This window comes from Rhodanobacter aciditrophus (assembly GCF_042679525.1).
Lineage (GTDB): Bacteria > Pseudomonadota > Gammaproteobacteria > Pseudomonadales > Marinomonadaceae > Marinomonas > Marinomonas aciditrophus.
This window is the reverse complement of the sequence record NZ_JBHTMN010000007.1, coordinates 242294-262654: the sequence shown is the minus strand read 5'-3', so window position 1 is coordinate 262654 and position 20361 is coordinate 242294. Positions and strand designations below refer to the sequence as shown.

Genomic DNA, 20361 nt, shown 5'->3' with positions numbered 1-20361 from the left:
AATTTCCTAATAATCAGCACTTTCCATTTGTGGAGCCTCCATGCGTTTTAGTCATAAAGTCGTTGCGACGTCATCGCTATTGTTAGCCTTGACCGTTGGTTTACTGAGCGTCCAACAGTTACTCACTGTGCGGTCAGAAGTCGAAGGTTTAGTCAAAGTCAGCCTGAAGGAAATGGTTGTCGGGGTAGGGAATACAATCAGCGCAGAACTGTCCAACAAAAGCGCCTTGGCGCAAAGCATGACAGAAAGCATTGAACTCAATCCTAATGACCGAACTTACGTCAAACAATTGCTGGAACAACCAGCCATTAAGAACAGCTTCCTAGCCATCGGACTAGGGTATGAATCCGATGCGGTTGTGGTAGAAAACGATGATGGCTGGGAGCCTGACGCGAGCTACGACCCACGTAAGCGCCCTTGGTACATGGATGCCAAACGTGAACGCACGCAAATTTTCACAGCACCTTATGTGGATGTCTCCACCAAGCAAACCATTATCTCCATCGGTAACCCCGTCATGGAAGGCAATCGGTTTGTGGGCGCCATGTTCTATGACTTAGAGCTAGGCGGGCTATCAGAGCTAGCCAACTCTGTGAATATTTTCGATGCGGGCTACCTGTTTCTCGTGACAGACCAAGGCCAAGTCATTGCGCATCCTAACGCAGACAGTAACGGCAAAAACTTCTCTGAAGTACTGCCTTCGGTGTCCCTAAAAGAAGGCCTGCAACAACTTAAACTGAATGGTGATAACAGCCTCGTCAGTATTACCCGTGAGCCAAGCCAAAACTGGTACGTCATCGCTGTCGTAGATGAAGATAAAGCCTTCTCAGCGATCGCCAAACTGCGCACCAATGCGATTATTTTTGGCGTACTAGGCATTCTCATCAGCGTGATTGTTATGACCCTACTGATCAAAACCCTATTGCGTCCTCTTGGGGAGCTGAATGCTGCCATTCAAGACGTTGCCACGGGTAGAGGCGACCTGACAAAACGCATTACCCCAAGCAATACACCGGAGTTTGCGGAACTGGCCAACGGCTTCAATCAATTTGCTGCCAGTTTGCAGGAGCGCATTACGCACCTAAAACTACTGGGAGATGAAGTGGCCGCCAGCGGCGCACAAACCGTCAGCAGCTCACGCCAATCCTCTCAAGCCATGGAAGACCAACTAAAAGAGTTGGAAATGCTCGCCACTGCGATCCATGAAATGTCCTTGGCTTCTAACGAAGTGGCTGAGAATGCACAACGGGCGTCGGAATCCGCCAACGAAGTAGACCGCACAACCATTGAGGGCTCTTCTGTGGTCAGCGAGACCGCTAAATCGATTGATGCCCTATCTGATCGAATCGATCAAGCTGTGGAGCAAGTGAAAGGCCTAGAGCACGCCACCAGTAACATCGAGACGATTCTTGCGGTCATCAACGAAATCGCAGACCAAACCAACCTGCTCGCCTTGAACGCAGCCATTGAAGCGGCTCGTGCAGGCGAATCTGGTCGCGGCTTCGCCGTGGTGGCAGATGAAGTGCGTACCCTTGCCCAACGAACCCAAGAATCGACTACCGAAATCCGCGGCATGATTGAGCAACTACAAAATGGCTCAGCGGCTGTGTCCCATGCCATGACAGAGAGCCGCAATACGGCTGTAAAAGCCGTCGAAAATGCCCAACAAGCCGATGCTGCCCTAGACCGTATTCGTCAATCGATCGAACAAATCAGCGATATGAATGCGCAAATTGCCTCCGCGGCACAAGAGCAAAGCCATGTGGCAGAAGAGATCAATCAAAATGCTGTGAAGATCAAAACCCTGTCCACATCCGTGGTCGAGCTGGCCCAAGACTCCAGTGACGCCATGGCAAAACAGCGTTCCCATACGGAATCACAGAAAGACATCTTGGATCGCTTCAAAGTGTAACCGTCCCACGCAACCAAAAAAGCCAGCGACTTTAGCTGGCTTTTTTTGTCTTCACTTAACAAAGAGCGACTCACCCCTAATCATCGTCCTGCATGGCAATGGAAGCATGCCCCGCGGATAAGTTCGCCAGTTTTGCAGCAATGCTAGACGCCTCAGCATCGGTCAAAGGAACGGACGCATCCTGTGGAGCAAATACATACGTATCGGACACCCCATCAAACTCAATCTTACCCAGAATGCGACCGCTATCACTCAAGCAATCAAGCGCCTGCTGAGCCGGAAAAAACAACACCATCATCCACCTACTTAAAACCATTGCTAATGGCCATCGATAATAGAGGTAGGGATGTTTAGGATCAATGAAAGGATTCAGCTCCCACAACAGCCGCCTATCAGCCGCATCAGACTTAATGTGGGAGCGGATTCAAAGCCCTAGGCGCGGGCTTTGAGGAATTGGCCAATCCAAGCCATTAAAGACTGGTTGTGAATGGTTTCTTGGGCCACGCTTTGGCGAGCTTTTTCAGCCACGTCAGGGGGCAAGGTCACCCCATCATATAGGTCGATTAGCTCGTTCTCGTAAACCTTGGAAAACTCAGGGTGTCCTTGGAAGGTCAGAATACGATCTTGGTAAATCAGTCCCGCATGCTGGCAGAAATTGCTGGTTAGGAAAGTCGTCATTTTGGCTGGTTTTTCAAGCACTTGGTCTTGGTGAAAAGCACAAAAAGCAATGTCTTTCACCGCTGGTAAGGTAGGGATGTCTTCCACCACTTGGTAATGGTGAACCCCAACGCCCCAACCGCCATCAAACTTCGCCACTCGACCACCCAAGGCACGGGCAATGACCTGATGACCAAAGCAGATACCCACCAACACTTGTCCGTTAGCATCCACTTCACGAATGAAGTCGCACAGCTTAATGATCCATGGGTCGTCCCCGTAGGCATCGGATTTGGAACCCGTGATCAACCAGCCATCGCAGGCTTGGGTGCTCTCTGGGAACTCATCCAAGCGCACATCGAAAATTTCAAACGACAACTCAGGCTCTAAGGCGCCGATCTGCTGGGCAAACATCTCGCCATAGGTTGGGTACTGGGAGCGCAATGCATCCGGAGTAATACCTGCCGCAAGAATACCAATCTTCATTTACTTCTTCCTTCTAACAATGGGCCGATCACGGCCCATGGAAACGGTTTTGACGGCGCATGATGACAATCGCCGCGATGACAGCAATGGATACCGCCAAGATCATCAAGGTGGCTAGAGCATTGATCTCAGGCGTCACCCCTAGGCGCACTTTCGAGAAGATCACCATAGGCAAAGTGGAGTTGCCTGGCCCAGAGACAAAGCTGGCGATCACCAGATCATCCAGCGATAAGGTAAACGACAACAACCAACCAGACAATATGGCGGGTGCAATCAAGGGTAAGGTGATCAAGAAGAACAAGGACACCGGTTTAGCCCCTAGGTCCATGGCCGCTTCTTCTAAGGTTTCATCCAAGGACGACAGGCGCGATTGCACGACCACCGCCACGTAGGCGAGACAGAAGGTGGTATGGGCAATCACAATAGTGGTGGTGCCACGACCTGCTGGCCAGCCGAAGAGGCTTTCCATAGCAACAAACAGCAGCAATAGGGACAAACCAGTAATCACTTCTGGCATCACCAGAGGCGCTGTTACCCAACCTGCCATAATGGTTTTGCCACGGAAGCGTCCCATACGGCTCAGGACAAAACCTGCCAAGGTGCCCAATACCGCCGCTAAGGTGGCACTGATAAAGGCAATTTTTAAGCTCACCCAAGCCGCATTCATGATCTGTTCGTTTTGAAACAGCTCAACATACCACTTTAACGACCAGCCCCCCCAAACCGTCACCAGTTTGGATTCGTTAAAGCTGTAAACGATCAGCGCAATAATGGGCGCATATAAAAACAAGAAGCCAAAGCCTGCGCTGGCTTTTAGGGCGAGGGAATTTCCCTTCTTCATAAGGCCTCCTTATTGCCATTACGCATGAACATAATCGGTCCCACCAAAACAATCAGCATGATGATCGCCACCGCTGACGCCAACGGCCAATCACGGTTTAGGAAGAACTCATCCCAGAGCACACGACCAATCATCAGGGTATCAGAGCCACCAAGTAGGGCTGGGATCACGTATTCACCCACTGCAGGGATAAACACCAGCAGACAGCCTGCAATAATGCCCGGCTTCGCCAATGGCAAGGTCACGAGACAGAAGGCACGCCAAGGCTTCGCACCCAAATCAAGGGCCGCTTCCACAAGGCTCATATCCATTTTTTCTAGGGTCGTATACAGGGGCAGAATCATAAACGGCAAGTAGGTGTAGACGATGCCCAAATAAACCGCGAAGTCCGTTTGCAAAATCTGCAAAGGCTGGTCGATAAGTCCAATAGACATCAGCACTTCGTTGACTAAACCGTTCTTTTTCAACAACGCCATCCACGCATAAACACGCAGTAGGAAAGACGTCCAAAACGGTAAAATCACTAAAGATAACAACACCGTACGCATGGTCGGACCGCTGCGGGCAATCAAGTACGCAATGGGAAAACCAATGATCAAGGTAAAGAAGGTAGAGATCGCCGCAATGCGCAAAGAGCTTAAGTAAGCATCCAAGTAAAAGCGCGACTCAAACAAAAATAAGTAGTTACCAAAGGTGACTTTTAAGGTGGCGTAGGCGTTGCTTGGGTCCCATTCAAACAAAGGCGAATAGGGCGGTACGGCGATCATTGCCTCAGACAAAGAGATCTTAAACACCACCAAGAACGGAATGAAGAAAAACGCCGCCAGCCACAGCATGGGCACCAAAATCACCATCCAACGACCCAAGCGCAACGCCTGTAGCCGCTGTAACACGGTGATGCGAGACGAGTTGGAGGTTGAAGACATCATGAAGTTAACACCACGCTGCTGTCTGGGTCCCAAGCTAGATGCACTTGGTCGTCCCAAGTAAGGCGGTCACCGGTATCACGCTGGACGTTTGGTTGAGTAATGCGGATTTCTTTACCAGAAGGTAGGCGCACCTTGTAAATGGACTGGCTGCCCATGTAGGCCACTTCTGTAATGATACCGCTGGCCACGTTATGCGGCGCATCAAAGGCATCACGGCTAATGCGGATCTTCTCTGGGCGGATCGCCACACTGACGTTTTGGTTCGGCGCACAGCTAATGCCGTGATCTAGGTACACCAAGCCTTCTGTATCTGGGCAATGGATGGACGCACTGTCACGCTCATCGGCCACCACAGTGCCATCAAACAAGTTCACGTTACCAATGAACTCTGCCACAAAGCGGTTGTTAGGGTATTCGTAAACTTCATGGGGTTCGGCGGTCTGTACGATGACGCCGTTATTCATCACACCAATCCGCGTCGCCAAGGTCATGGCTTCTTCTTGGTCATGGGTAACCACAACGAAAGTAATGCCTAGCTCGTCTTGCAGACGCATCAACTCAAATTGTGTTTCTTCCCGGAGCTTTTTATCCAGCGCCCCAAGAGGCTCGTCCAGTAGCAGCAACTTCGGCTGTTTGACCAAAGAGCGGGCCAGCGCCACACGTTGACGTTGTCCACCGGACAGCATATGAGGTTTACGGCGAGCCAGATGGCCCAGCTGAACCATATCAAGGATGTCGGCCACACGCTTGGCAACCTCACCACTTGGCAAGCCTTCACGCTTCAAACCAAATGCCACATTGGCTTCCACACTTAGGTGAGGAAACAAGGCATAGGACTGGAACATCATGTTCACGGGACGTTCCCAAGGTGGTGTGTTGGACATGTCCACGCCATCGATTAAGATGCGACCGGAAGTGGGTGCTTCAAACCCTGCCAACATACGCAAAAGGGTACTTTTACCGGAGCCAGATCCGCCCAATAGGCAAAACAGCTCGTTCTTGTAAATGTCTAAAGAAACATTGTTTACGGCGGTAAAATCGCCGAATTGCTTGTTAATTTGTTCGATTTGAACAAACGGTTCCGCATCCGCCTGACGCCAAATTGGTTTGGCCTGAGACGACGCTTGAGCAGAAAGAGAAAAAGCAGACATAACCCACCTGTCAGCAGAAAATATTCGAGGAGGGCGGCACACCCCATGGTGTGCCGCCAAAGCGCGGTCGAGGGTGCTTAGCGCCCCGTCTTAATGTTGGTCCAAGCACGCGTCAGAGAGCGGTCAAAGCGTGCCGTGTGGGCCACTTGCACGTAAAGCTTCTCTTTCACTTCTTGAGTTGGGTATACGCCTTTGTTGCTAGACACTTCTTCGTCTAACAATGGCTCTGCTGCGGTGTTTGGCACAGCGTAGTAAACGTAGTTAGAAATGGCCGCAGCAATCTCTGGCTTCAAGATGAAGTCGATGAACTTGTGGGCCGCTTCAGGGTGAGGAGCATCCGCAGGGATCGCCATCAAGTCAAACCACACCAAGGTGCCTTCTTTTGGGATCACAAAGTTGATGTCTACCCCTTGGCCAGCTTCTTCTGCACGGCTTTGGGATTGGAGGATGTCACCGTTGTAACCGATGGCCACACACACGTCACCGTTAGCCAGATCAGAAATGTACTTACTGGAGTGGAAGTATTTGATGTTGTCACGGGTGCCAGACATCAGCTTGGTAGAGGCTTCAAGCTCGCCTTTGTCTTCTGAGTTCGGATCCACGCCACGGTAGTTATTCACCACTGACATCATCTCAGCAGGAGAGTCCAATACGGCAATGCCACAGTCTTCAAGCTTAGCGGCAACGCTTGGATCAAACAGTACATCCCAAGAGTCGATTTCTGAGGTGCCTAGACGCTCTTCGATCATCGCTGTGTTGTAGCCGATGCCGATCGTGCCCCAAGCATATGGGATGTTGTGCTGGTTGCCCGCATCGTGCTTTTCAATTTGTTTTGCAAGGGTTTGATCTAGGTTGCCGTAGTTGCTCAACTTAGACTTATCGACTTTTTGGTACACCCCTGCCATCACTTGGCGTTCAAAGAAGGAGTTGGAAGGCATCACCACATCGTAGCCAGAGCCACCTGCCATCAACTTGGCTTCTAGCACCTCGTTGCTGTCGTACACATCATAGTTCACCTTGATGCCGGTCTCTTTGGTGAATTGCTCTAACGCACCCGGCGCCATGTAATCAGACCAGTTATAGATGTTTAGGACATCTTCCGCATGACTGCTCATTGCAAAGCTCGATACAGCGCCCGCTACTAGTAAACTCAATGCGTTACGTTTCATTTAATGTTCTCCCATTGCCACCAACCTAAGTCGGTATTCCAGTTGTGATGTGTTTTAAAAGCCTCTAAAGGGCTATGTTTTTTATCAGCGCAGAGCGCCTCTTATAAGTAGGCTTCGTATTCCACATTGGAAATACGGCCATGAATTTTTAATTGCTCTTGTTCTTTCGCGGCACCAAAGACCCGTACAAACTCTTCCCCAAGGTATTCTCGTAAGAAGCTGCTGTCTGCGAAGCTTTCCGTGGCCAATTCCCAACGATTTGGAAGCGGCTCAAAACGCTCAGACATAGCATAAGCGTCCCCTTCGATCGGCTGTGGTGGCGACATCTTCGCCTCAATGCCATGAAGTGCCGCACCCAATACCGCTGCAAGCACCAAGTAAGGATTCGCATCCGCCCCCGCAACACGGTGCTCAATACGTCGAGCAATGTTTTCGCTTTCTGGGATACGAACGGCCACCGTACGGTTTTCATAGCCCCAGCTTGCGAAGGTCGGCGCGTGGGCACCGGTTTGGAAACGGCGGTAAGAGTTCATGTGGGGCGCAAACACCAACATGGAGTCCGCCATGTGGTTCAAACAGCCCGCCACCGCTTGTTGTAGGATGTTTGAGCCTTCCTCTGTGCCGTTATCAAAGACGTTTTTACCGTCTTCGTCTAACAGGCTGAAGTGCACGTGGAAGCCGTTACCACTTTTGTCCGCATAAGGCTTCGCCATGAAGGTCGCACCAAAGTCATGCTGACGGGCAACGCCCTTAATCAAACGCTTAAACATGATCGCATGATCGGCAGCCTGCACCGCGTCATCCGTGTGCTTCATGTTGATCTCAAATTGGCCGGGGCCTAATTCTGAAATGATGGTATCTGCTGGGATACCTTGCGCTTCACAGGCATGACGGACTTCAGCGAAGAAGCCTTCTAGGCCGTCCATTTCTTCAATGGAGTAACAGTCGGTTTTGCTCAGACGACAGCCGTTACCGTCTACGATCACCGGTGGAGAAGGGCGACGTTGGGCTTCAGAGGTACCGTCTAATAGGTAAAATTCCAGCTCGGTTGCCACCACTGGGGTGTAACCCAACTCTTTAAAGCGCTTCACTATGCGGGTCAGTACTTGGCGAGGGTCAGGGTAGAATGGCGTACCATCGGCGTTAAACATCATCGCCAAAATCTGGTCGCGGGCGGATTCTGCCCATGGCACTGGGATCGGCTGAGGGTGAACTGGCAAGCAGATACCATCACTGTCACCGGTTTCAAAGACCATCCCATTGTCGAGAACGTCGTCCCCCCAGTGATCAAACCCGATGACCGAATGAGGTAACTTGACCCCTTGAGTCATCACACTTTTTAAACCACTGGAAGGGATGCGTTTACCACGCAGGTTGCCATTTAGATCCGTAATAAACAGATCAAATTCATTGTTCCCTTGGTACATATCCGACATAGAAAGTTCTCTTTTGAAATTAGTTCTACTGCGAGAGAGTTATTCAGCATTTTTATAATCGAGCTTTCTTTCGATTTGTTATGTGCTGTGGCGCGATTAAAGTCCAACTCCTCTCGATACAAATCACCTTAACCCGAGCGAATGATGCGAGTAACTATCCCCGAGTGGGTATATGCAAGAACAATGGAAATTGTTTACTTATTACTCAAACAGATCGAAAAAACCTATCGAGAATGACGTTATCACTCTGATATAAATGGATATTTTTCTAATTGGAATGGAGGGTTTCGATCAATTAATCACCATAAGCCGAAACATCTTTCGGGTTATGGGTTTAGTTTTACTACAAGATGAAGAAAAAAGTCGAAGGAATTTTATTTTATTTCAGCGATTTCTAAATCACTTAGTTAAAAGTATAAAACCGAGTAATGAGTCGAGTTAATCACTGTTGACCGACATAATGACTTGGCCTGCGATTTGCTTTTCCGGTACGCATTTGTTTTAAAGTAACCCCGAATGCACACTTATGGACTGGTTTTCGCAAGGCTGCGCAAAAAGAGGACTCAAAATAATGCAGAGAAGCACCCTTCGCGGGCAGTTATCGCTTCCAGAGCTCATGAAAGACATTGGCCATCTGAGCAGCCATATTCGCGTACCCAGCTTTCCGAGTGCGCTTGAGGGTGTTCTTAGCAATCTGTGTTATTTCGATACCATCATAGTGGTGACCTACAAAAAGGCTCTCAAACCCATTCTGATCTACCCCAGTGACCCGTCGGAACAGAGTGCGACCCTGCGCATGTATCTGAACAAGGCCTACTTGCTAGACCCGGTGTTTAACGCCATTCAAAACGGCATCACTCCGGGGGTGTATCGCCTTGTGGATATGGCACCAGACTCCTTCGAAGAAACCGAGTACTACCAAACTTGCTATCGCAACTTTGATCTGGTGGATGAGATTAATATCTTGGTGGACTTGGACAAGACCACTACCTGCGCCGTGTCCTTAGGTCGGCAGAAGGCCGTCGGATCGATACGCCGTACCGAGCTGAATAATTTGAAAACCGTGTTTCCGGTGCTAGAAGCTTTGATTCACCAATTCTGGTTATCTCAATCAGGGGAATATGTGGAGCGAGCGCCCACCACAGGACCGTTGAAGCATGCTCTGAAAACCTTTGCCCAAGGGGTACTCACAGGGCGTGAGCAAGAAGTGTTGGGGCTACTTCTAAGAGGGCATTCGTCTAAATCCATTGCCAATGAATTAGGCATCAGTGCTGGCACTGTAAAAGTCCATCGTAAAAACATTCACGCCCGCTTGGATACTTCCACCCAATCTGAGATTTTTACGCTATTTCTCAATCACTTGGATTCATTAGATAGAGAGGCAAACTAGTCGCCTCTCTATCTTAGACATGCCATAAGCGGTTACAGAACCGTGATCACACTTTCTTTGCTCAAGCGCGATTTTGGCAAGGTCGCGTTGTAATCCTCTTCCTCGCTACGGTAACCCATAGCCAAGCCAACATCGCAACGATAGCCTTCTAATTCGTCAGCAAACAACTCACCGATCAAGTCTGCGTCCACACCTTCTAGGGACGTAGAATCAATGCCGAGACGAGCCAATACATGCAAGGTATTGCCTAATGCCAAGTAGGTTTGCGCTTTTGTCCAAGCCTCCGTATTGCCCTGTTCGTCTGTGTTCAGTTCCGCAAAGCCAAAACTACCAAACGCTTGCTCGCGGTTTTCAGGCTTCACTCGGCCGTCAGCGATTTGCTGATCCACGACCTTAGCGTAGTCATCACGAGTGTAGTGGGTTTTGTGGGCAAACAAAATGATGTGGGACGCAGCCTTAGCGTGCTTCTGGTTAAACTGAAACTTATTCGCAAAGGAGTCATGGAAGCGCTGCTTAGCTTCCTCGCTCTCGATGACAACAAACTTCCAAGGCTGGGAGTTAATGGACGATGCAGACAAGCGCAAGGCTTCGTAAATCACATCAAGATCCGTGGCAGGTATGCGTTTGGACGCATCGTAATGTTTGGTGGTGTAGCGTTTTTCTAGATCCGAAATAATGGTATGGGACATGGATAGCCTCTCAATCCTATGCTGTCAGGTTCACACCTTTTTCAACAGCCTGTTTAAATGAATACCTCCATGCTAACCCTGCCACCACTTGGGAAAAACAGCCGCTAAACTGAATCATTATCAAAATATTTTTGGTAATCTACATTTCATTCACAATTACATACGCCATAAACTAACGAGACAAACATGCAAATCGAAGACTTAGAAGTGGTGTTAAAAGTGGCAGAGCTGGGCAGCATTACCGCCGCAGCCACCCATCTCGACTTGCAACCGGCCACCGCCAGCGCTGCGGTCAAGCGGGTGGAAGCCGCCCTAGGGGCAGAGCTCTTTATTCGCTCCACCCGCCAACTCCGCATCTCCAGCGCGGGAGAGCGCTACTTACCCCTATGTGCTGACGCCTTGGCACAACTGCAGCAAGCGAAATTGTCACTTAATGCTGAGGAAGAACGCATTTCGGGTCAGCTGCGGATAGCCGTGGCCTCCGACTTGGGCCGCAACATGATTGCCCCGTGGCTGGACGAGCTGATGGACGCCCATCCTAAACTGTCTGTGCGCATACATCTGAGCGACAGCAACATGGACTTCTATCGAGATGCCCTAGACTTGGCCGTGCGCTATGGTGCCCCCAGCGACAAGAGTTTGTATGGGTTTAAGATCTGTAATGTGCCCCGATTACTCTGCGCCAGCCCTGAGTACCTTGCCCAGCACCCAACGCCTGAGCATCCTAATGACGTCATGGAACACAATGCCTTGTTTTACCAACTAAGCGACATCTTGAACGATGTCTGGCATTTTCAAGACGATCAACGCATTTATAAGGTGAAACCCAAGGCGAATCGCGCCGCCAACGATGGTGATATGGTACGGCGCTGGTGTTTGGCAGGAAAAGGCTTAGCTCTAAAATCAGCCTTAGACGTGGCGGATGACTTATTGGCCCGGCGCTTAACTCCATTAATGCTCGACTATCCCACACCCAGCACAGAGCTCTGGTTGATTTGCCCAAGCCGACAGACCATTACTCCTAACATGCGCCTCTTGAGGGACACCCTAAGAGACAAAACCTACCACCTGCTGGCGCAACTGGCAGAACGAGGGATCGTCCCACACAGCACCTTAGAGCGCTTTGTATAACAGATTAAACGCGCCTAAAGGCGTCCGGAATGAACGAAATAGACATAAAAAAGCCGCTCGAAAGCGGCTTTTTTATTTTTACCTGATGGGCGCAATTAAAATGCACAGACTAAAGCAGGCTTAGATTCCCAACTGGTCGCGCAGGTTGTAGTAGGCCGCACCAATGGCAGTGTAAGGCACACGCAACATACGTCCACCAGGGAACTGGTACTGGGGCATGCTGGCAAACACGTCAAAGCGCTCTGTGTCACCATCAATGGCATCGGACAGGATCTCACCCATTAGGTGAGAGTTGGTCACACCATGACCGGAGTAACCTTGGGCGTAGTATAGGTTCTCACCGATTTTACCCACTTGAGGCATGCGCATCATGGTCAGTAAGAAGTTACCTGTCCAAGCAAAGTCGATTTTCACATCTTTTAGCATGGGGTAGGTTTTCAACATCTTAGGCACAATGATGGATTCAATTTTACCCGGATCACGGGCGCCATAGGTGGTGCCGCCCCCATAAATTAGGCGACCGTCACCGGATAGGCGGTAATAATCCAGCAAGTAGTTACAGTCCTCGACACAGCGATCTGTGGGAAGCAGTTGTTTTTGAAGGTCCTCTGGCAATGGCTCAGTGGCAATCACCTGAGTGCCACAAGGCATGGCTTTTTTCTCTACTTCTGGAAGTAAGCCAAACACATAGGCGTTACCCGCCACAACGATCTTATCGGCGATGACTGTGCCTTGTTTGGTCACTACCTTGCCCGGAACGCCTTGCTCAAGACGCACCACTTCCGAATCTTCAAAAATCTGACCGCCCAGCGCTTCAAAGGCTTTGGCTTGGCCAAGCACTAGGTTCAATGGCTGAATGTGGCCCCCTTTGCGATCCAATAACCCCCCTGCATAGCGGTCTGAACCGATATGATCTTGGATGGAAGACGCTGTCAGCAGCTCCAGCTCGTCATGGCCATGGGATTCCCATAGGGCTTTTTTCGCTTTCAGCTCTTCAAATTGCTTAGGGTTACAGGCCGCAAACACGTTGCCGTGCTTGAGATCACAGTCGATGTTGTACTTTTCAATGCGGTGACGGATAAGCTCGGAGCCAGCGAAGGCCATTTTCGCCATCTTGTGACCAATGTCGTCACCGTAGTTTTTAAAGATGTAATCAATGTCGCGGTTGAAGCTGTTTACGATCTGGCCGCCGTTACGACCGGATGCGCCAAAACCAATGCGGCTGCCTTCCACAACGATGACTTTTTTACCTTTTTCAGCAAGGCTCAGAGCAGTGGAAATGCCTGTGAAGCCTGCCCCCACAACACATACATCACAGCGGTGCTCACCCGTCAGTGTTGGGCGCAACGTTTTATCATTCGCTGAAAATGCGTAGTAAGAATTTGCATGAGTAGGGGATGACATAAAAAAGCTCTCCTAATACACGTAGGCGTCCAGTGGGTACGCGAACTGTGGGATCAAATCGGGGCAAGACGAACGCCTTGCCCACCAGAATTAAATTGGGATCAACAGACTTGTGGCGATTACGCCAAGTTGATCCAGGTGTTTTTCACTTCGGTATATTTCTCTAGGGCGTGCCAAGACTTGTCTCGACCGTTACCGGAGGCTTTCACACCGCCAAATGGCACTGTGGTATCCCCGTCACCCCAAGTGTTTACCCATACCATGCCAGACTCTAAAAGACGGCTCACACGGTGGGCGCGGCCTAGGTCATTGGTCCAAACGGACGCACCCAAGCCATATTTAGAATCGTTCGCCAGCTCGATGGCTTCTTCTTCCGTTTCAAAGGTCATTACAGCCAATACTGGGCCGAAGATCTCCTCACGGACGAATTCCATGGAATGGTCCGCCTCGGTAAAGATAGTCGGCTTAGCGTAGAAGCCTTGACCCTCTTGGTATTCAGGCACACCGCCGTGGGCTAAGGTCGCCCCATCAGCGATGGCGCTTTCGATAAAGCGTGTCACAGTGTCCAATTGAGCTTTGTCTACCAACGGGCCCATTTTGGTCGCTGGATCCAATGGATCACCCGGCACATAAGCTTTTGCCGCTTCCAATAGGGCTTCCATGAACTCGTCTTTCACCTTGCTGTGCACGTACAAGCGGGAGCAGGCAATACACACTTCCCCTTGGTTAGTGAAGATTGCCGTGGCCGCCCCTTGCGCCGCCGCTTTGATGTCTTTGCAATCGTCAAACACGATACAAGGGGATTTACCGCCCGCTTCCAACCAAACACGTTTCATGTTGGATTGACCGGCGTATTCCATCAGCATGCCCGCCACGCGGCTAGATCCGGTGAAGGCTAAAGTGCCAATGTCATGGTGCAACGCAAGGGCTTTACCAGCAGTGTGACCAAAACCGGGGAGGACGTTGAATACACCATCTGGGACCCCCGCTTGCGTTGCTAACTCGGCGATTCTCAAAGCGCTTAGGGGAGACTTCTCCGATGGCTTCAAGATAACGCTGTTACCAGCGGCAAGCGCTGGTGAAATCTTCCACATCACCATCATCAGTGGGTAATTCCACGGGGTAATGATGGCGACGACCCCAAGCGGCTCACGGCTGATCAGGGCAAGGTTATTCGGTTTGGTTGGTGCGATTTCGCCGTACAACTTGTCAATGCACTCGGCTGACCAGCGTAAGGCGTCAATGGAATCAGGCACATCGATGCCCACCATTTCAGAGATGGACTTACCCATGTCTAGGGTGTCCGTTAGGGCTAATTCGTCTTGGTGTTGTTCCAGCAAATCCGCCCATTTTTGTAGGATGCGTTTACGTTGACCGGGTGCCATGTTGGACCAATCACCGCTCTTAAACGCTTTAGACGCCGCTGCAACCGCCAGATCCACATCCGCTTGATCACAGCTGGCCACATGACCTAGCACGCTTTCGTCCGTCGGGTTAATGCAAGCAAACGTCTCGCCGCTTTGTGCTGGCGTGTATTGGCCGTTGATATAAGCCTCGGTTGGCAATTTCAACGTTTTGCGTAGTGCTTGCCATTGTTCGTAGGTTTTCATGGATACTCCCTTTTCGGACGTCTATTCGTATTGCTATGACACTAAACTAACTGAGCGTCATGCTCTTCCACCATATCCCCGTGGGGGTATATCGTTTTTTTCTCGACGCACTAACATGGGCACATCGCTTTATCTTCACAACAACCTATAACGATAACGTGCCCATTAGGGTAGACCATTGGAGAACAAACCATGTCAAAGGTAACGGTGGCGGCAACGCAAATGCACTGTACTTGGGATCAACAAGACAACCTAAACCGCGCAGAACACTTGATTCGTGATGCGGCTGCCCAAGGTGCGCAGGTGATCTTGATTCAAGAGTTGTTTGAAACGCCTTACTTTTGTATCGAAATCCACGAAGGCTACCATGACTTGGCCACCACCCTTGCCGAGAACACAGCGTTTCAGCGTTTTACCCAATTAGCCAAAGAGCTAGACGTGGTACTGCCGTTTAGCTGGTACGAACAAGCGGGGCAAGTACGTTTTAACTCCCTTGCCATGATCGATGCAGGGGGCGAGCTGTTAGGGGTGTACCGCAAAACCCACATCCCAGACAGTGATGGTTACCTTGAAAAATACTACTTCAGCCCTGGGGATACGGGCTTCAAAGTGTGGCACACCAAGTTTGGCTGCATCGGCGTAGGTATTTGCTGGGATCAATGGTTCCCAGAGACGGCACGCTCTATGGCACTCATGGGGGCTGACATCTTGTTGTTCCCAACGGCCATTGGCTCCGAGCCAAGCCAGCCAGAGATGGACAGCATGCCCCACTGGACCAACACCATGCGCGGCCACGCGGCGGCGAACCAAGTACCTGTGATCGCGTCGAACCGTATCGGCACTGAGTCTGCCCAGCACCGTGACTTGTCCCTGACCTTCTTTGGGTCATCCTTTATCTGTGACGAGCGTGGCGAACTGATCGAACAAGCGGACCGCACCAGCCAAGGCATCTTGCTACACACCTTTGACCTTGACCATGTACGCGCCCAACGTAAAGCTTGGGGGCTATTCCGTGATCGCCGCCCAGAGCACTATGGGGTACTGCAAACCCTTGATGGACAAACAAAATAGGAGCCAACACCCCATGACCTCGACGCCTCGCCAAGACGGCTTTCATATGCCCGGAGAACACGCTCCCCAAACCAGCGTTTGGCTCGCATGGCCAACCCGCCCAGATAACTGGCGGGAGCAGGCACTGCCTGCCCAAGCGGCGTTTGCCCACTTTATGGAACGCCTCAGTGGCTACGTCACGGTCAAGGTAGCGGTATTACCTGAACATGAGACACAGGCGAGAGCCATGCTACCGGCTCAGGTACAGATTTTTCCCATGGCGTACAACGATGCTTGGATGCGGGACATAGGCCCCACCATGGTCGTGAGCGCTGACGGGGAAAAGCGCGCAGTGAACTGGGGGTTTAATGCTTGGGGGGGCAAGTTGGATGGCCTTTACGATGATTGGTCCGATGACGAAACCGTGGCCACACGCATTGCTGAGATCGAAGCCGTACAGCGCTACGACGCACCCTTGATTCTCGAAGGCGGCTCCATCCACAGCGATGGGGAAGGCACCATCTACACCACGGAAGAATGCTTACTGCATCCCAGCCGCAACCCTGACTTAACTCGGGAAGACATCGAGGCACACCTCAAAGACTACCTCAACGTAGAAAAAGTCATATGGCTAGAGCATGGCTTATTCAACGACGAAACCAATGGCCATATCGACAACCTGCTGCATGTGGTGAAACCCGGCGAAGTCATCCTAACCGTCTGTGACGACCCAACCGATCCCCAATACGCCATCAGCCAAGCCGCCTTAAAGGTACTGGCTGAGCAAACGGACGCAAAAGGCCGTCCTATCAAAGTCCACCCCATCCCAATGCCGGGGCCTTTGTACATGACAGCGGACGAAGCCGCAGGCTTAAAACAACCAGACCGCATGGCTCGGGAAGCCGGTGAACGCCTAGGCGGCTCCTATGCCAACTTCCTAATCTGTAACGGGGCGCTATTTTACCCGCTGTTAGACGCAGATAAAGACCAAATCGCCGCAGAAGTACTACAAAAAGCCTTTCCTGATTATGTACTGGTAGGCATCCCAGCGAGGGATATCCTGCTCGGTGGCGGCAACCTGCACTGTATTACACAGCAAATGCCTGCTTAGGGGTTGTTGGAGAAGTGAAAAAACCACGGCAGAGTTTGCTCTGACGTGGTTTTTTTGTGTGCGTAAGAAGTGCATTGTTGAAAAAGCAGACAACCACAGTTATCATAAAAGATAACTTCCATGGAGGGAAGCATGCATTGGAACATACAATTTTACAATGGCGTTGAAGACTCAATCCTATCAATGCCTCCGAAAATACAAGCTAGAATGATTCGGCTTTTAGAACTCATGGAAAACCATGGAGCGAACTTAGGGCCGCCTCATACAGAATCCATGGGCAATGGATTATTCGAAATACGAGCAAAAGCTCAGGAAGGCATTGGTCGTGGTTTGTTCTGTTATCTAAAAGGCAATGAAATAATCGTGTTGCATGCATTTGTTAAAAAAAGCCAAAAGACACCTAAGAAAGAACTAACCATAGCCATACAAAGACAGAAAGAGGTGCAATCTAAATGAGCCTAAACAATCTTAAACAAAAAGCACTTTCAAACCCTCAAGTACATGACGAATACCAAAGCTTGGAAAGTGAATTCTCATTTATCGATCAGCTGCTTTCTATGCGTACTGAGGCAGGCTTGACTCAAGAACAAGTTGCCGAGCGCATGCATACGCAGAAAAGCAACATCAGCCGATTGGAGCGAGGCAACGCTAACCCGAGTTGGCTGACCTTGCTTAAGTATGCTGACGCGTGTGGGTTTGAGTTGAGTTTGGGGGTTAGGAAGAGGTGAGGGTATAACGCTCAAAGCAGCGGTGCGCGATAGCTCGTCCAGCCCGAAGGGCTGATGCTGCCTTGGTTTGTTATATGCATAACATTTAAATTATCCTGGCCCATCCCTTTCAAATTCTTGAGCTATTTCAACTCCCAAAAGATAATGCCTTAATGATGCAACAACATGCCTGTAATGCTTTCCCCGACCGAAAAACTGATGTTCAAAAGGCCTTTTCATTAATATTTCCCAGCAACAGCTGGCTACATCGAGAGACCATATTGCTGCCTCTCCAAAATCTGGTGTTACTTCGGGTATGGATTTACCATTTATGACAATTCCCTTATTATCAGGAAATGCTTTAACTAACAGCCCACTCTCTGTCAGGCTTTCTAAAAAATATTCTGGAGGATAGCATGCGTGAGAGTTCATTTTACCTAGAAGCTCAATAATTAGCCCAGGATTTACTTTCACATCATGAACAGTTCCATACACTCTTGCATCTAAAGTTTTGTTCAATTTAGAAGAAAAAATAACGTCTTTTAGAGATTCAATACAAGAATCAATACCGTCGTCCCATTTCTTGTATATTTTATCTCTTAAAAGAGGGTAGGAAGAGAGCACTGTATTTGGGTTACCTATCACTATTGGTAAGACAACATTTCTCCCCTCACTATTCTCTCTGGTTAAAGCTGAACTCAATTCTGCTTCAGCCCAATTTCTTCCAACAAAGTGTTCACTTATAAATACAATTATATAATTTGATTTTTCAAGACCAGCGTTAATACTCTTTCCTAACTTATCCCCCCAAATCATTTCAGCTTCGTCAAGCCAATAAGAAATACCTTGCTTTCCTAGCTTCTCTGCGAAAGGACGAACTATATTTTCTTTATCAGGACTTGCATGGGACAAAAATACATCTTTCATCTAAAAACCTTCACTGAATTATAAAATTCCTGATGACTCATAACATTTTATTAATGCGCATGCGTATTTATGAAATAAACTGCGCCTGCGCGTTATTTTGTTTAACACTCATAAAATTAAGAAAAATAACTATATAATTTTAAAGAGTTAAACAGGACTCTCGTACGATTATCAGTGTAAAAACGAGCATGCGTATTTATCTAAATAACCGAGCATATCAAGAAGAGGAAAAGAAAGGCTTTTCGTCATCCATGACTGCATTGATTACAGACTAAGCTATTCTTTCGGCATATCCAATAACATCGGCCTTGCATAGAGCCTCGATGCGTTTGCGGTGGCTTCTATTTGGCAGCTAGACTGCAATCCTCGTCACCAAAAGGATTTGGTTCCCACGAGAGCAGGGATTTGGTTCCTACAAGCTAGGAAGAGGGTTATTGCGGTATGAAAAAACCACGTCAGGGGTAGCTCTGACGTGGCTTTTTTAATGGAGCGGTTTATTTAACGGCTTTGGCGGGTGCTGGTTTGCCAGTTGCCAGTTTGGTGGCTAGTTGGTGCAAGTATGGGCCAAAGATAAACGAGATGACGCCCGCTGCTGGCCATGCCAGTACCCAAGATTTCATCCAGAAGGTGACGAAGTCTGGATGCATGCCTAGGTTGACGAAGGTTACCCAAGCGGTCATTAGGAATGACAAGACAAAGGACATTAGGGCCGCGAAGATCATGCGATGTTTCATAGAGAAGTTCCTCTCAGTAATGCTTCAATGCATTTAGGATAGCAAACCGCTATATTGGTAAAAATAGCCACTTTCAATAACCCTTTTTACAAATATGCAAAATGTTAGATGACTTAAGAATCTTTATCGTTGCGGCGGACACAAAAAGTCTGACGGCTGCGGCGGATAAGTTGGGAATGACGATCGCGACGGTTTCGCGGAGGATCGCCGCATTAGAGGCCAAGCTTGGCTCGGTATTGCTACATCGTTCTACCAAAGGTTTAACGCTGACTACGGTTGGAGAGCGTTATTACCGAGAATGTGCGGAGTATATAGAGGCCTTAGACCAGCGGATTTCCAATCTGGATCATACGCTAAACAGTCTGGAAGGTGAGGTGAAGATTCTGGCACCGACGAATCTAGGCACTGGCCCACTTGATGACTTTTGGGCGTATTTCGCTGCAAAGTACCCAAAGATCAGCCTAAGAATCGAGTTAAGCAATTATTACGAAAGCCTACAAGACACTCAGGCAGACTTAGCGTTGCGTTCGGGGCAGTCGTCTAATTTATCCCTGATTCAGCGTAAGGTAGGCGAGATCCAAAGCATTATGGTCGCGTCACCGACGTTTACTCCGTTGCCGCAAAGTATCGAGGAATTGGAGCAGGCGGACAGTGTGGCAGGGCAGTTATTTTATGATTGGCACATCATTCATGAGTCGGGGGAGGAGCACACGCTGCAAAAGACTCATCGACATACTGGCAATGATATGCGCATCGCGGTCACGTTGGCCAAGCACGGTCATGGGGTCAGCCTGTTACCGCAAAGCATGGTGTACGATGCCATTCAGGAAGGTCATTTAATCCGAGTCATGCCCGATTGGCGCGGCCGACGTCGTGAGATCTACTTGGTCTGGGCCTATCGACGCAGTTTGTCAGTCAGAGCCAAGCTGGTACGTGATGAATTAACTCAGTTTCTCCATAGCCAAGCGTGGTTTATCCCCTCATAATTTAGTCTTATAGGTTAAACATTGTTCACGGGCTAGTGGTA

Annotated in this window: 20 protein-coding genes; 8 read left to right on the top strand and 12 right to left on the bottom strand. The window is 49.6% G+C overall.

Going from position 1 to position 20361, the window contains the following annotated elements:
- The first annotated feature begins 40 nt into the window (after nt 1-40).
- Nucleotides 41-1912 carry a methyl-accepting chemotaxis protein gene (locus ACFQ45_RS06570; protein WP_377366198.1) on the top strand — a complete coding sequence of 624 codons (1872 nt, stop codon included), beginning with the start codon at nt 41-43 and terminating at the stop codon, nt 1910-1912.
- A gap of 76 nt (nt 1913-1988) precedes the next feature.
- On the opposite strand, the gene ACFQ45_RS06565 is transcribed toward ACFQ45_RS06570, so the two are convergent.
- The 7 genes from ACFQ45_RS06565 to ACFQ45_RS06535 all read right to left on the bottom strand — a co-directional run bounded on the left by ACFQ45_RS06565 (nt 1989) and on the right by ACFQ45_RS06535 (nt 8581).
- Nucleotides 1989-2210: a hypothetical protein gene (locus ACFQ45_RS06565; RefSeq protein ID WP_377366197.1), complete on the bottom strand. Its 222-nt coding sequence runs from the start codon at nt 2208-2210 to the stop codon at nt 1989-1991.
- 134 nt (nt 2211-2344) lie between these two features.
- Nucleotides 2345-3055 (bottom strand): glutamine amidotransferase-related protein, encoded by a 711-nt coding sequence (locus tag ACFQ45_RS06560; protein WP_377366196.1) that lies wholly within the window; start codon nt 3053-3055, stop codon nt 2345-2347.
- Between the two features lie 28 nt (nt 3056-3083).
- A complete protein-coding gene (locus tag ACFQ45_RS06555) occupies nt 3084-3896 on the bottom strand; it encodes an ABC transporter permease subunit (protein WP_377366195.1) in 813 nt (270 codons plus the stop codon).
- Nucleotides 3893-4825 (bottom strand): ABC transporter permease subunit, encoded by a 933-nt coding sequence (locus ACFQ45_RS06550; protein WP_377366194.1) that lies wholly within the window; start codon nt 4823-4825, stop codon nt 3893-3895. Before ACFQ45_RS06550 ends, ACFQ45_RS06555 begins: the two co-directional genes overlap by 4 nt.
- Nucleotides 4822-5976, bottom strand: a complete 1155-nt coding sequence (locus tag ACFQ45_RS06545) for an ABC transporter ATP-binding protein (protein WP_377366193.1) — start codon at nt 5974-5976, stop codon at nt 4822-4824. Before ACFQ45_RS06545 ends, ACFQ45_RS06550 begins: the two co-directional genes overlap by 4 nt.
- A 77-nt stretch (nt 5977-6053) precedes the next feature.
- Complete coding sequence (locus ACFQ45_RS06540; RefSeq protein WP_377366192.1) at nt 6054-7145, bottom strand: polyamine ABC transporter substrate-binding protein; 1092 nt, start codon at nt 7143-7145, stop codon at nt 6054-6056.
- 101 nt (nt 7146-7246) lie between these two features.
- Nucleotides 7247-8581, bottom strand: coding sequence for a glutamine synthetase family protein (locus tag ACFQ45_RS06535; protein WP_377366191.1), 1335 nt, complete (start codon nt 8579-8581; stop codon nt 7247-7249).
- A 571-nt stretch (nt 8582-9152) separates the two neighbouring features.
- On the opposite strand from ACFQ45_RS06535, the gene ACFQ45_RS06530 reads away from it, so the two are divergent.
- On the top strand, nt 9153-9971 hold the full coding sequence (locus ACFQ45_RS06530) for a response regulator transcription factor (RefSeq protein WP_377366190.1): 819 nt from the start codon (nt 9153-9155) through the stop codon (nt 9969-9971).
- 32 nt (nt 9972-10003) lie between these two features.
- On the opposite strand, the gene ACFQ45_RS06525 is transcribed toward ACFQ45_RS06530, so the two are convergent.
- On the bottom strand, nt 10004-10660 hold the full coding sequence (locus tag ACFQ45_RS06525; RefSeq protein WP_377366189.1) for a nitroreductase family protein: 657 nt from the start codon (nt 10658-10660) through the stop codon (nt 10004-10006).
- 186 nt (nt 10661-10846) lie between these two features.
- Between ACFQ45_RS06525 and ACFQ45_RS06520 the strand changes: the two genes are divergently transcribed.
- Nucleotides 10847-11791: a LysR family transcriptional regulator gene (locus ACFQ45_RS06520; RefSeq protein ID WP_377366188.1), complete on the top strand. Its 945-nt coding sequence runs from the start codon at nt 10847-10849 to the stop codon at nt 11789-11791.
- A 120-nt stretch (nt 11792-11911) separates the two neighbouring features.
- Here the strand turns inward: ACFQ45_RS06520 and ACFQ45_RS06515 are convergent, their stop codons facing one another.
- The gene (locus ACFQ45_RS06515) at nt 11912-13195 is read right to left on the bottom strand and encodes an NAD(P)/FAD-dependent oxidoreductase (RefSeq protein ID WP_377366187.1); all 1284 of its coding nucleotides are present in this window, start codon (nt 13193-13195) and stop codon (nt 11912-11914) included.
- Nucleotides 13196-13314: 119 nt separating this feature from the next.
- Nucleotides 13315-14805, bottom strand: a complete 1491-nt coding sequence (locus ACFQ45_RS06510; protein WP_377366186.1) for an aldehyde dehydrogenase — start codon at nt 14803-14805, stop codon at nt 13315-13317.
- 192 nt (nt 14806-14997) lie between these two features.
- Here ACFQ45_RS06510 and aguB point away from each other — a divergent pair, with 192 nt between their 5' ends.
- From aguB to ACFQ45_RS06490, 4 genes are all read left to right on the top strand, one after another.
- A complete protein-coding gene (gene aguB, locus ACFQ45_RS06505) occupies nt 14998-15876 on the top strand; it encodes an N-carbamoylputrescine amidase (protein WP_377366185.1) in 879 nt (292 codons plus the stop codon).
- A 13-nt stretch (nt 15877-15889) separates the two neighbouring features.
- Nucleotides 15890-16966: an agmatine deiminase gene (gene aguA / locus ACFQ45_RS06500; RefSeq protein ID WP_377366184.1), complete on the top strand. Its 1077-nt coding sequence runs from the start codon at nt 15890-15892 to the stop codon at nt 16964-16966.
- Between the two features lie 132 nt (nt 16967-17098).
- The gene (locus ACFQ45_RS06495) at nt 17099-17422 is read left to right on the top strand and encodes a type II toxin-antitoxin system RelE/ParE family toxin (protein ID WP_377366183.1); all 324 of its coding nucleotides are present in this window, start codon (nt 17099-17101) and stop codon (nt 17420-17422) included.
- Complete coding sequence (locus ACFQ45_RS06490) at nt 17419-17694, top strand: helix-turn-helix domain-containing protein (RefSeq protein ID WP_377366182.1); 276 nt, start codon at nt 17419-17421, stop codon at nt 17692-17694. Before ACFQ45_RS06495 ends, ACFQ45_RS06490 begins: the two co-directional genes overlap by 4 nt.
- A 90-nt stretch (nt 17695-17784) precedes the next feature.
- Here ACFQ45_RS06490 and ACFQ45_RS06485 read toward each other — a convergent pair whose 3' ends face one another.
- Nucleotides 17785-18600, bottom strand: a complete 816-nt coding sequence (locus tag ACFQ45_RS06485) for a toll/interleukin-1 receptor domain-containing protein (RefSeq protein ID WP_377366181.1) — start codon at nt 18598-18600, stop codon at nt 17785-17787.
- 494 nt (nt 18601-19094) lie between these two features.
- A complete protein-coding gene (locus ACFQ45_RS06480; protein ID WP_377366180.1) occupies nt 19095-19334 on the bottom strand; it encodes a DUF2798 domain-containing protein in 240 nt (79 codons plus the stop codon).
- Nucleotides 19335-19435: 101 nt separating this feature from the next.
- On the opposite strand from ACFQ45_RS06480, the gene ACFQ45_RS06475 reads away from it, so the two are divergent.
- Nucleotides 19436-20320, top strand: coding sequence for a LysR family transcriptional regulator (locus ACFQ45_RS06475; protein ID WP_377366179.1), 885 nt, complete (start codon nt 19436-19438; stop codon nt 20318-20320).
- Nucleotides 20321-20361 lie beyond the last annotated feature (41 nt).

Bases quoted from the DNA above. Each gene is read 5' to 3' on its own strand.
- ACFQ45_RS06510 (WP_377366186.1), bottom strand. From the start codon at position 14,805: ATGAAAACCTACGAACAATGGCAAGCACTACGCAAAACGTTGAAATTG.
- ACFQ45_RS06530 (WP_377366190.1), top strand. From the start codon at position 9,153: ATGCAGAGAAGCACCCTTCGCGGGCAGTTATCGCTTCCAGAGCTCATG.
- ACFQ45_RS06545 (WP_377366193.1), bottom strand. From the start codon at position 5,976: ATGTCTGCTTTTTCTCTTTCTGCTCAAGCGTCGTCTCAGGCCAAACCA.
- ACFQ45_RS06565 (WP_377366197.1), bottom strand. From the start codon at position 2,210: ATGATGGTGTTGTTTTTTCCGGCTCAGCAGGCGCTTGATTGCTTGAGT.
- aguA (WP_377366184.1), top strand. From the start codon at position 15,890: ATGACCTCGACGCCTCGCCAAGACGGCTTTCATATGCCCGGAGAACAC.
- ACFQ45_RS06485 (WP_377366181.1), bottom strand. From the start codon at position 18,600: ATGAAAGATGTATTTTTGTCCCATGCAAGTCCTGATAAAGAAAATATA.
- ACFQ45_RS06475 (WP_377366179.1), top strand. From the start codon at position 19,436: ATGTTAGATGACTTAAGAATCTTTATCGTTGCGGCGGACACAAAAAGT.
- ACFQ45_RS06495 (WP_377366183.1), top strand. From the start codon at position 17,099: ATGCATTGGAACATACAATTTTACAATGGCGTTGAAGACTCAATCCTA.
- ACFQ45_RS06490 (WP_377366182.1), top strand. From the start codon at position 17,419: ATGAGCCTAAACAATCTTAAACAAAAAGCACTTTCAAACCCTCAAGTA.
- ACFQ45_RS06515 (WP_377366187.1), bottom strand. From the start codon at position 13,195: ATGTCATCCCCTACTCATGCAAATTCTTACTACGCATTTTCAGCGAAT.
- ACFQ45_RS06535 (WP_377366191.1), bottom strand. From the start codon at position 8,581: ATGTCGGATATGTACCAAGGGAACAATGAATTTGATCTGTTTATTACG.
- ACFQ45_RS06555 (WP_377366195.1), bottom strand. From the start codon at position 3,896: ATGAAGAAGGGAAATTCCCTCGCCCTAAAAGCCAGCGCAGGCTTTGGC.
- ACFQ45_RS06525 (WP_377366189.1), bottom strand. From the start codon at position 10,660: ATGTCCCATACCATTATTTCGGATCTAGAAAAACGCTACACCACCAAA.
- ACFQ45_RS06560 (WP_377366196.1), bottom strand. From the start codon at position 3,055: ATGAAGATTGGTATTCTTGCGGCAGGTATTACTCCGGATGCATTGCGC.
- ACFQ45_RS06480 (WP_377366180.1), bottom strand. From the start codon at position 19,334: ATGAAACATCGCATGATCTTCGCGGCCCTAATGTCCTTTGTCTTGTCA.
- ACFQ45_RS06550 (WP_377366194.1), bottom strand. From the start codon at position 4,825: ATGATGTCTTCAACCTCCAACTCGTCTCGCATCACCGTGTTACAGCGG.
- aguB (WP_377366185.1), top strand. From the start codon at position 14,998: ATGTCAAAGGTAACGGTGGCGGCAACGCAAATGCACTGTACTTGGGAT.
- ACFQ45_RS06520 (WP_377366188.1), top strand. From the start codon at position 10,847: ATGCAAATCGAAGACTTAGAAGTGGTGTTAAAAGTGGCAGAGCTGGGC.
- ACFQ45_RS06540 (WP_377366192.1), bottom strand. From the start codon at position 7,145: ATGAAACGTAACGCATTGAGTTTACTAGTAGCGGGCGCTGTATCGAGC.
- ACFQ45_RS06570 (WP_377366198.1), top strand. From the start codon at position 41: ATGCGTTTTAGTCATAAAGTCGTTGCGACGTCATCGCTATTGTTAGCC.